Annotated in this window: 11 protein-coding genes; 4 read left to right on the top strand and 7 right to left on the bottom strand. The window is 72.8% G+C overall.

Annotated elements, in window-relative coordinates; translation table 11 throughout:
• The coding region (locus tag CA984_RS48935; RefSeq protein WP_278249091.1) for a hypothetical protein at window positions 1–218 on the bottom strand (218 nt) is incomplete at its 3' end.
• 81 nt (window positions 219–299) lie between these two features.
• Here CA984_RS48935 and CA984_RS48430 point away from each other — a divergent pair.
• Window positions 300–539 (top strand): hypothetical protein, encoded by a 240-nt coding sequence (locus CA984_RS48430; RefSeq protein WP_051864784.1) that lies wholly within the window; start codon window positions 300–302, stop codon window positions 537–539.
• Between the two features lie 268 nt (window positions 540–807).
• Here the strand turns inward: CA984_RS48430 and CA984_RS38925 are convergent, their stop codons facing one another.
• From CA984_RS38925 to CA984_RS46720, 4 genes are all read right to left on the bottom strand, one after another.
• Window positions 808–1,068, bottom strand: coding sequence for a hypothetical protein (locus CA984_RS38925; protein ID WP_031165153.1), 261 nt, complete (start codon window positions 1,066–1,068; stop codon window positions 808–810).
• Window positions 1,069–1,340: 272 nt separating this feature from the next.
• Window positions 1,341–1,760 carry a sensor histidine kinase gene (locus CA984_RS38930; protein WP_086578390.1) on the bottom strand — a complete coding sequence of 140 codons (420 nt, stop codon included), beginning with the start codon at window positions 1,758–1,760 and terminating at the stop codon, window positions 1,341–1,343.
• 214 nt (window positions 1,761–1,974) lie between these two features.
• The gene (locus CA984_RS38935; RefSeq protein ID WP_165781581.1) at window positions 1,975–5,514 is read right to left on the bottom strand and encodes a serine/threonine-protein kinase; all 3,540 of its coding nucleotides are present in this window, start codon (window positions 5,512–5,514) and stop codon (window positions 1,975–1,977) included.
• 66 nt (window positions 5,515–5,580) lie between these two features.
• A complete protein-coding gene (locus CA984_RS46720; protein WP_165781582.1) occupies window positions 5,581–5,826 on the bottom strand; it encodes a hypothetical protein in 246 nt (81 codons plus the stop codon).
• 374 nt (window positions 5,827–6,200) lie between these two features.
• Between CA984_RS46720 and CA984_RS46725 the strand changes: the two genes are divergently transcribed.
• Together CA984_RS46725 and CA984_RS38945 are read left to right on the top strand one after the other, a co-directional pair.
• On the top strand, window positions 6,201–6,374 hold the full coding sequence (locus CA984_RS46725) for a hypothetical protein (protein ID WP_165781583.1): 174 nt from the start codon (window positions 6,201–6,203) through the stop codon (window positions 6,372–6,374).
• Between the two features lie 257 nt (window positions 6,375–6,631).
• The gene (locus tag CA984_RS38945) at window positions 6,632–7,183 is read left to right on the top strand and encodes a TetR/AcrR family transcriptional regulator (RefSeq protein ID WP_086578393.1); all 552 of its coding nucleotides are present in this window, start codon (window positions 6,632–6,634) and stop codon (window positions 7,181–7,183) included.
• Here CA984_RS38945 and CA984_RS38950 read toward each other — a convergent pair.
• Window positions 7,125–8,867, bottom strand: a complete 1,743-nt coding sequence (locus CA984_RS38950; protein ID WP_086578394.1) for an alpha/beta fold hydrolase — start codon at window positions 8,865–8,867, stop codon at window positions 7,125–7,127. The two genes, CA984_RS38945 and CA984_RS38950, sit on opposite strands and share 59 nt — an antisense overlap.
• Before the next feature lie 97 nt (window positions 8,868–8,964).
• Window positions 8,965–9,525 (bottom strand): TetR/AcrR family transcriptional regulator, encoded by a 561-nt coding sequence (locus CA984_RS38955; protein ID WP_086578395.1) that lies wholly within the window; start codon window positions 9,523–9,525, stop codon window positions 8,965–8,967.
• A 212-nt stretch (window positions 9,526–9,737) separates the two neighbouring features.
• On the opposite strand from CA984_RS38955, the gene CA984_RS38960 reads away from it, so the two are divergent.
• Window positions 9,738–10,316: TetR/AcrR family transcriptional regulator (locus CA984_RS38960; protein ID WP_242676417.1), on the top strand; the 579-nt coding region annotated here is incomplete at its 3' end.

The following is a 10,316-nucleotide window of genomic DNA, read 5'->3' on the forward strand; positions in this document are numbered from 1 at the left end:
CCGGCGACACCGGCGCACAGGGCCCGCAGGGCGACACCGGACCGCAGGGCCCGCAGGGTGAGACCGGTGCACAGGGTGAGACCGGTGCACAGGGCCCGCAAGGCGAGACCGGACCGCAAGGTGAGCAGGGCCCGCAGGGCGACACCGGACCGCAGGGYGAGACCGGYGCACAGGGCCCGCAGGGCGAAGCCGGACCGCAGGGCGACACCGGACCGCAAGGTGAGCAGGGCCCGCAGGGCGAAGCTGGACCCCAGGGACCGCAGGGTGAGCAGGGCCCGCAGGGGAATGCGGGCATCGTCGTGAACCCTCAGGACGTCAACGAGACCATCACGGTCGAGGCTGACGGCGTAGGGACCGCCAGTGCCATATGCCCCATCAACACGGCGCTGATCAACGGTGGATACGCGAACCCGGACGGGTTGCTCGTCACCGCCAACCTCGCCAACCTGGCCAACAACTCCTGGGCCGTGACGGCCAGGAACGAGGGCCTTCTGCCTGCGCAGATCACCTCTCACGCCACCTGCTGGCCGCTGAGCTGACCTGAGCTTCCAACCGTCCGCAGGCCCGGCACGATCGCTCGTGCCGGGCCTGCGGCATGGACATCACCGGACACTGGAGCATCCTCGCGCACCCAGGTCACATGTGCCGGGCGGACGGTGCCGGCAGGGCGGCGGAGCTCATGCCGCCTCGGCGGCCCTCAGCGCATGACGGGCCCGGTGCGCCGATGACGACCGCTCGCCGGGAAGAGATGACGGCCGCTCTCCGGGAAGAGGAGTGCCGGCCCGTGACGCTCCGAGCGGGAGTCGTCTACTGCGCTCCCTGCTGGGAGGGGATCCCGACCCGGTCGACGATCGTGTCCGCGCCCTCCTGCCGGGCGCAGTGCGCGCAGCAGAACCAGCTCCGACCGGCCTGGACACCGTGCCCGACGATACGGACTCCGCAGCGCTCGCAGATGGGCGCCATCCGCTGGATCGCGCATTCGAAGCTGTCGAAGACGTGCACGGCCCCTTGGGCGTGCACCTCGAAGCTCATGTCGTAATCGTTGCCGCAGACCTCACACTGCGCCATGTTTCCCCCCGAAAAACGTCGGTTCATTCGGCCCGGTCACGAGTGATCGCCTCCGACCTGATCAGTCGGTTCGTATATGCCCTTACCTGCGCAAACTCGATTCCGACTCTGGGAAAGTGTCACACCATGGATGGTGATGGATCGCTGGGACTCGCCATTCACGGGCCACGCGCACGCCATTCCCCGACGTGTTCCGCCCACTCACGGCCTGCGCCGCCAGGAGGCACGACGGGACCGTTCCCCCGACGCGCCCACCCGTCCGCGAGCGGTTCTCACATGGGGACGACCCCCGTGACGGTGGTGCCGCCCGCCGGGACGGTGTTGACCGTCAACGTGCCGCCCACCTCGGCGAAGCAGGCCCGCATGGCGGCCAGGCCTCTTCCCGGGGAGCGGTCCGCCCGGTTCTCGGGGAATCCGCCGCCGTCGTCGCTGACGGTCATCCGCAGGCCGCTCGCGCTCAGCGTGATCGCGACGGAGACATGGGACGCGCCGCTGTGCCGTTCGACGTTGGCAAGGGCCTCCAGAACGGTGGCGTACACCGCCCGGGCGATTTCGCGGGGCACGGCCCCGCCGGGCAGCGCCCAGGTCTCGACGACGATGCCGGACCGCTCGGCCCAGTGGGACAGGTAGCCCTCCAGGGCCCGCGTGAGGCCCTCACCCGTGAAGTCACTCGCATCGGACAGTTTGAGCATCGGAACTTCCCCCTGCGTCGTCTCCTGCAGTCGAAGACCGTAAGGGGGCGACTACTGCGGGTGCGTCCGCCGCCAGGGTGATTCGCCCTCACTCGCTTGGACGACTGCCTGCCCGGCCGGCCGGTAACCCCCGAAAGCGTTGCAGATCCCCCCGATCCACCTCGCCGCGACTCTCGTACGGCCTTGGGCGCGATCTTCGGGCAGAAAATTTGGATTAATCCGGACATATCTCGCGATATGGAACATCGGTCAGGTAGGTCCGCCACTCCTCCCGCGACAGCGTACGGCCGGCCCGCCCGCAGACCGCGTGCGCCACCTGCTCCGGGTCGACCGGCTGCTCGGCCAGGGTGCCGGCGGAGTCGACCGTGATGAGCCGGGACCCGTCGGCGGTGAACGCCAGCGACTGGAGGTCCCCGGTGTGCGCCACGATCGGCTGGCCGAGGCGGCGCCCGGTCGCGATGTCCCACAGCGCCACCGACTGGGGGTCGACCCCGGCCGCGACCACGTCGCCGCGCGGCGAGTAGGCCAGGCTGACCCCGGCTCCGTCGCCGCCCCGGATGAGGGTGCCCACCCTGCCCCTGGATCCCGTCTCCCACACCGATATCCGCCCTACCTGGTCGGCCGTGGCGGTGCGGGCGCCGTCCGCGCTGAAGACCAGCGAGGTCACCGGGATGCTGACGGTCGGCGAGCCGTACGTGGCGCCGAACGGTCTCCCGGTCGCCACGTCCAGCAGCCGCTGCTCTCCGCCGGCGACCCCGATGGCCCTGCCGTCGGGGGTGAACCTCAGCGCCTCGACGTACTCCTGGGCCACGGACCAGCGGTGGCGGCCACCGGGCACGTCCCACAGGTGGACCTCCCCGCGGGGTGCCTTCTCGGAGTCGTAGTACAGGACGTAGGAGGCGACGGCGGTGCCGTCGGCGTTCATCGCCAGAGCGGGCACCTGTCCCTCGCGCGCCGTCTCGACGGTGGTGATCCGCCTGAAGGTGGCGGTGTCCCAGATCGTCAGCCGGGAACTCTCCCCGCCGGTGTTGACCGCCAGCCGCCTGCCGTCGCCGCTGAAGGCCATCTCGAAGTAGCCGTCGGCGCCCTCGGGCCCCACGGTCAGGGCGGCGAGGGGTTTGCGCCGCCGGACGTCCCAGAGCCGGACCTCGCCGGCCTGGCTGTCCCGGGAGGCGAGCAGGCGCCCGTCCGGGCTCAGTTCGGCCCAGTGGGTGCCGGGTCCCTTGAGCACGACGGGTCTGGTCAGCGCGGTGATGTCGAGGGCGGTGACCGCGTCCTCGGTGAGGTAGCGCAGCGTGCGCCCGTCGGGGTCGAAGGCCACGGCGGGCATGAACGCGTCGATCCTCTGGGTGAGCAGCAGCCGGCCGTCCTGGACCCGCCAGAGCTTGATGCTCGTCTCGTCCGCGGCGGCCAGGAAGCGCCCGTCGGGGCTGAAACGCAGATCTCCGCCGTTGCCGGCGGCGAACGGGCGCTCCAGGTCGGCTCCGGTGAAGGCGTCGCGCAGCTGGACGCTCTTCCCGCGGCCGACCGCGATGGTCCTGCCGTCCGGGCTGTAGGCGACCCGCAGCCCGCAGGCGTCGCACCGGCTCCCCAGCGGGATCCGGCGCAGGCCGGCCAGGGTCAAGGCCACCGGTACGCCGTCGAGGCCGCCGACGGCCAGCCCCCTGCCGTCCGCGGAGGTGTCGAGGTCCACGCCCGTGACCGGTGGGAACTGCTTCTCCCCCGTCACGGGGTTCCAGACCGTGAGCCCCTCCCCCTCGGTCACCAGGACCCGGTCCTCGGCCTGGCCGAAGAACACCTGGGTGTCGCCGCCGGCCTCACGTCCCTGGACGGCGAGGGTCGCGCCGGTCGGCCTGCCCTTGGCCACGTCCCAGAGTTTCAGCTCCAGCCCGCTGATCACCGCGAGCAGCCTGCCGCTCGGGCTCAGCGCGATCCCTCGCAGGTCGTCGCCGATCCCCCTGAACCCTCCGGCGCGCCTGCCGGTCCGCACGTCCCAGATCCGCACCTCGCCCCCGCCCGCGCTGACGAGCGTGCGCCCGTCGCGGCTCAGCGCCCGGAGCGTCTGTATCGCGGTGGCCGGGTCGTGGAAGGTGGCCGTCTCCCGCTGGGCGAGCGAGCCCGCCAGGCTCGCCCTGGCCTCGGCCACCGGGGCCAGCCGCCAGGCCGCCACGCTGAGCAGCATGGCCCTGACCGGCTCGGCGACCCGCAGCGAGTCGGCCGTCGCGGCGAGCTGGCGGGCCCCCGCCTGGTCACGCTGGAGCGCGATGGTGGCGCTGCGCGCCTCGGCCACCCTGCTCTGCTGTACGGCGAGCGCCCCGGCGGCCAACGCGGCCACCAGCAGCACGGCCAGCGTCATGGAGAGCAGCCGGCCCCGGCGCGCGCGGCGTTTGGTGAGGGCGGCGCCCGCCTCCAGGAAGTCGCGCTCGACCGGGCTCAGCGTGATGTTGCGGCGGCCGGTGGCCGCCCAGCTCATGGCGTTCTCCAGGCTGCTGCCCTGGAACAGGTCGCCGTCCCGGCGCCCCTGGGTCTGCCAGCGCCGCGCGGCGGCGAGGATCCCCCGGTGGACGGCCAGGCCGTCCCGGTTGGCCTGGACCCACAGGCGCAGCCGGGGCCACGCCTGCGGCAGGGCCGGCCGCGACAGCCAGACCTCCTGCTCGTCGTGGACCACCAGGTAGGCGAAAGCCTGGAGCACCCGGCTCACGGCGGCCGCCTCGTCCTCCCGCCGCCCGTCGAGGAGCTCGGCCCACTGCGCCCGCCGTACGGCCTGCTCGCCGTCGTCGGTCACGGTGACCAGCCGGAGGAACACCTCGGGGGCGAGCTCCCGCTCGGCCTGGCCGAGCGCGGCGTAGGCCTCCTCGGCAAGGGTGCCGAGCGCGGGGTCCGCGGAGGCGGCGCGGATCCGCGCTCCGGCGTTGCTGCCCACCGCGAGCAGCCGCGGGGTGTCGAGCCGGCCGCCGTCGCTGACCAGGGCGAGCAGCAGGTCCCTGGCCGACGGCCTGGCCTGCGGGTCCTTGGCGAGCGAGGCCGCGATGAACGGGCGGAGCCGTTCGGGCAGCATGTCGAGCTGGGGCTGGACGGAGAGCACGCGGTGCATGACGCCGCCCAGGCTCTCGGCCCGGAACGGGTCGGCCCCGGTCGCGGCGAAGACCATGATCCCGCCCCAGGCGAACACGTCGGCCGAGGTGCCCGCGCGATGGCCCATGAAGATCTCGGGTGCCATGTAGGTCGGCGTGCCCGCCACCATGCCGGTGGCGGTCAGCGACATCTCCTCCGTGCGGGCGACGCCGAAGTCGATCACCCGGGGGCCGTCCGGGCCGAGCAGCACGTTGTCGGGTTTAAGGTCGCGGTGGATGACCCCGGCGTCATGGATGGCGGTGAGCGCGGTGGCGACCGCGGTCGCCAGGCGGTGCAGGTCGCCGCCGGTGAAGCGGCGTCCGTCGGCCACCGCCCTGCGCAGGCTGGGGCCCTCCACGTATTCGGAGACGATGTAGGGCCTGGGCCCGTCGAGGTCGGCGTCGATCACGGCCGCCGTGCAGAACGAGGCGACCCGCCGGGCGGCGGCCGCCTCCCGGCCGAACCGGTCGCGCAGCTCGGGATCGCCGCCCGCGTCGCCGTGCAGGACCTTGACCGCGACCCGCCTGCCCTCGGCGTCGTAGGCCTCGTAGACCACGCCCTGACCGCCCGCGCCCAGCCGTCCGGCCAGCCAGTAGCCGCCCAGCCTCTGGGGATCCCCGTCGATCAGCCCGGTGCTCATCTCATCTCCGTTCGGCGGCTCGTCGGACGCCCCGGTGGGCAGCATAGTTCGCCGGATGTCACACACTCAGGAGATGTCTCGTCCTCCTTGCGTGAACGGCGACGAAGATCTCGCGACCGGGTTCGACGCCATCCGGCCCCGGCGGCGGGCATGGCCTACGGCCTGCTCGGCAGCCTCGACGAGACCGAGGACGTGGTCCAGGACGCCTGGTCGCGGCTGGACCAGGCGGTTCGGCGCCGGAGGCCGGTACACGCCGGCCGCGCCGGTGACGGTGATCGCGGCGATCAACGCGTGGAACCGGATCCGCGTCACCACGCGTCCGGCCGCCGGATCCCGGCGTAGTCAAACCAGTTGATCCGGGTCGTACCGCACAACCAGGTTGGCCCGCGCGGGCATCCGTGCGGGCCACCCCGGCCGCAGGCGCCCGCGGCCGGACGCCCGGCGGCGTGGAGCGGGCGGCACGGGGCGCAGCCGCCCGGAACGGCGCGTCCGGGGAGAGGACGCAGGCCATGCGACGCATCAGGACCATCCGGCCGCAGGACCGGCGCCGTCACGCCCACCCGGCCGACCTGGACCTACGGTCTCCGTCGGGCCGCTGGCTCCCCTGCTGGCCGGATCTTTACGGTGGTTTTACGCGGTGATCTGTAGACATCTCGCGTAACGGATTCATCACGCCGGGGGGCTCAATGAAGAGACTTGTGGTCGTGCCACCATACGTCGCACGGCTCAAGATCAGGGATATCCGCTCCGCGACACGCCGCAGGGCCGCGGCAGACGCCAAGGTCGTCGACCTGCGCGCCTACACCGGACGGAACATCTTACGATTCCCGCTCGCCAGCGGCCCCACCCCCGCCGCCTGATCCCGATCCACGGAAGACCCGCCCCGGCGGGTCTTCCCCCGTTTCCGGGGCCTGAAGGCGCGCCGCCCCGGCTGCTCGTGCCCGCCGCCCGCGATCCGCTCACGCTCGATCAGATCACCGTGCGGCGTGAGGGCACGTCCGTTCACCGCGCCCTCACGCCGCTGGGACAACACATGTCGGCCGAGCAGACGGCCTGACCGGCACCGGGTCGCCCCGTCCCGCGTAGCGGACAACGTGTCCACATATACCCTTGGGTCATGGAGAGAGCAGACGCCGCGCGCAACCGGGCGCGCATCCTGGAGGCAGCCGGGCGGCTGTTCGCGGCCAAGGGTGCGCCGAACGTCACCATGGACGACATCGCCAAGGCGGCCGGGGTGGGGCGCGGCACGCTGTACCGCCGCTACCCCGACCGGGCCGCGATCGCGACCGCGATGCTCGACGAGCACGAGAAGGCGCTGCAGGAGAAGCTGATCGGCGGCGCGGCGCCCCTGGGCCCGGGAGCGCCGCCCGCCGAGCGGCTGGCCGCCTTCTACGCGGCGACGGTGGAGCTGCTGGAGGCCCACGCCCATCTGGTGCTGGGCGCCGAGACCGGGCGCTCACGGTTCGCCACCGGGGCCTACGGTTTCTGGCGGCTGCACGTGCGCTCGCTGCTGGTCTCCGCCGGAGTGCCCGACCCGGACGCGCTGGTCGAGGTCGTGCTCGCCCCGCTGGCCCCCGAGGTCTACACCTACCAGCGGATCGAGCGGGGGCTCAGCCCCGCGCGGGTCGCGACGGCTCTGGGAGAGCTCGCCCACCGGCTGCTCGGATAGCGGCCACCAGCTCGTCGGGGTGGGTGAGCTGGGGATAGTGTCCGGCGCCCTGGATCAGGGTGGCGGGCGTGCCCACGGCCGGCGGATCGCCCGACCCGGCGACGACCGTCACCGGGACCCGGGACTCCTCGACGACCCGGTCGAACACCCGGCGGAGCTCCGGCCGCCCGGCGTGGGCCGCGCGCATCGCCTCGACCACCCGGCGGGCGGCCCCCGGACGGCGCAGGTCCGCGATCGCGTCCCCTGGGACGCCGAGGCGCTCCCCCAGACGGTCCCCCGGCATCCGGCGCAGCACCGGCACGGCCGCCCTCGAACGGGGGAAACGTCCCGAGGGCGGCTGGAGGAAGGCCGGGGCGACGAGGACCACGGCGGCCACCCGGCCGGGATGGGCCTGCGCGTACCGCAGGACGGGGCCGCAGCCGAGGGAGTGCCCGACCAGCACCGGCCGCGTCCTGACCGGCTCCATCAGGGCCTCCGTCCAGCCGTCGAACGAGGGAGCGGGCGCGGAACGGCCCATGCCCGGCAGGTCGGCGGCGAGCACGGGGACGCCCAGCCGGGCGCGCACGCCCTCCCATGAATCGGCGTCCAGCGGCAGCCCGTGCAGCAGCACGTACTCGGGGTTCTCCCGCTCACCCACCACCCAGGTCCGGCTCCCCGCCACGTTCCGGAAGCCGTACGGCCCGCGTGGCGGGGCGCCGGCGCCGAACCGGGCGCCGACCAGCCCGTCGGCCCAGCTCCGGAGCGCCTCCCCGACCGGGGGCATGCGCAGTCCGGCCCGCTCCGCGAAGGCCAGGGCGGAGGCGGTGTCGTAGCGGTCGCCGGATATGAACGACAGCGTCTCGGGGTCGGCCCGGGTGAGCACGCGGGGCAGCCGCCGCAGGAGCCGGACCGGGATCGTCAGCCGGGGCGCGGGCACGCCCAGGTGCCCGGCGATCAGGGAGACCAGCTCCGGCAGCTCGGGGGTGCCGTCGTCGAGCACCCAGTAGGCCTCTCCCCCGGTCTCCTCGTGTTCGGGGAGGGCTGCCATGAAGCGGGCGAAGTAGCCGCTCTCGACGACCGGCAGGAAGGTGCCGGCTCCCCCGGGGAGTGCCGGGAGCCGCCCGCGCCAGAGATCCTCGATCATCGAGGCCAGGCCGATGAACTGGCCGGGACCGATCACGCTGCTGGGGTTGACGATCGTCAGCGGGACGCCCAGCTCGCCCGCCCGGCCCCGCACCGCCGCGTCGGCCTCCTTCTTGGACGCCTCGTAGGCGCCGTCCACGCGAGGGTCCACGGGAGCGCCGCCGACGCGGTAACCGCTGATGTGGACCAGGCGGCGCAGGCCGGGCCGGGTGGCGGCCCAGTCCACCACGTTGAGCGCCCCGGTCACGTTGACCCGTCTTGCCTCCTCGACGCTCAGTCCGAAGGCGAAGCGGGCGGCGGCGTTGTAGACGTCACGGATTCCTTCCAGGCCCTGGGCCTCCATGCCCTCGCCGCCTCCGAGGCCGAGTCCGGGCGCGGTGATGTCGGCGCCGACGACGGTCAGCCCCGTGGTGTCCGCCCGCTGCCCGGCGAGCCAGGACGTGAGCCGTTCCGCCGGTCCGCGCACGGCGGCGGCCACCCGGCGGTTCTGCCGCAGCAGCTCCGCGACCAGGGAGCGGCCGACGAATCCCGCCGCGCCGAAGACGATGGAGTCGGGGGGCATGCGATCACCTCATAATAGATCGGTCTACATATTAAAAGGGCAGAGGAAGACCCCCAGGGAAGGCTTCCCCGCAGCGGGGCGCCGTCTTGCGCGGCTTCTACAGCAGCGTCACGATCCGGCGGGCCACCCGATCGAGCGGTTCCCGGCTGCGGTGCGCCCTGGCCAGCAGCAGCGCCCCCTCGATCAGGGCGAGAACGGTGACGGCCACGTCACCCGCCTCGGGATGCCCGTCGGCGGCCAGCCGGTCGCGGAGCATGCCCTCCCAGGAGCCGTAGACCTCCGAGCAGACCTCCTGCAGCGGGTCGCTGGTGGCCGCCATCTCCAGCGCGACCGTGGCCACCGGACAGCCCTTGCGCCACCCGGACGCTTCCAGCCGGTCGCCGAGCAGCGTCAGCACGGCGACGGCCAGGCTCGCGGTGTCGGGAACGGCCTCCGCCAGCTCTTCCACGGCCCGGCCGATCTCACGACCGCCCCGCCGTACGGACTCGGCGACCATCTGGTCCTTGCCGCCGGGGAAGTGGAAGTAGAGCGAGCCGCGCGGAGTCCCGCTGGCCGCGATCACCTGGTTCAGCCCGGCTCCGGAGTAGCCGCCCCCCTCGATCAGCTCCTGGGTCGCGTCCAGCAACCTGTTCCGCGTCTCCTCGCCCTTCTGTCCCATACCTAAAAAATAGACCGGTCTGCCTATTACTTGCAACCCGCCTCTGCGCGCAGGCCCCGGGGCGTACGACTCAAGGGCACCGGTCGCCACCGGGCCGGGAGCCAGGATTCCTCGATCACCCCGCCCGCGTGGCAGGTTGGACGCGCCGAAGTTTCCCAGAATCCGTCCATCAATAGAACGGAATATTATGTTCCATTTGTTATATTGACGGTATGGAGACAACAGGCACGGCGCCCATGAACGGCCGCAAAGCCCAGGCAGCCCGTAACGACCAAGTGATCCTCGACGCCGCGCGCGCGGTCTTCGTCGCCGATCCCGGCGCTCCGATCGCCGCGGTGGCCGAGCGGGCGGGGGTGGGGATCAGCGCGCTCTACCGCCGCTACGCCGGCAAGGAGGACCTGCTCCGCAAGCTGTGCGCGGAAGGCCTGAAAACCTACATCGCCGAGGCCGAGACCGCCCTGGCCGACGAGGGCGACCCGTGGAACGCCTTCGCCGGCTTCATGCGCCGCGTCGTGGACGCCGACGTCCAGTCCCTGACGATCAATCTGGCCGGCACCTTCACCCCCGACGAGGACCTCCGCCGCACCTCCACCCGAGCGGCCGAGCTGGCCGAGCGGGTCTTCGACCGCGCCGCCCGGGCCGGCGCCCTCCGTCCCGGCGTGAACGTCGCCGACACGTCGTTGATCCTCGATCAGCTCGCCGCCCTCCACCTCGGCGACGAGGAGCGCACCGCCCAGATCAGGCACCGGTATCTGGCACTGATGCTCGACGCCCTGCGTCTGACCTCGGCC

Origin of the sequence: Streptosporangium minutum (assembly GCF_002149035.1) — a bacterium.
Lineage (GTDB): Bacteria > Actinomycetota > Actinomycetes > Streptosporangiales > Streptosporangiaceae > Streptosporangium > Streptosporangium minutum.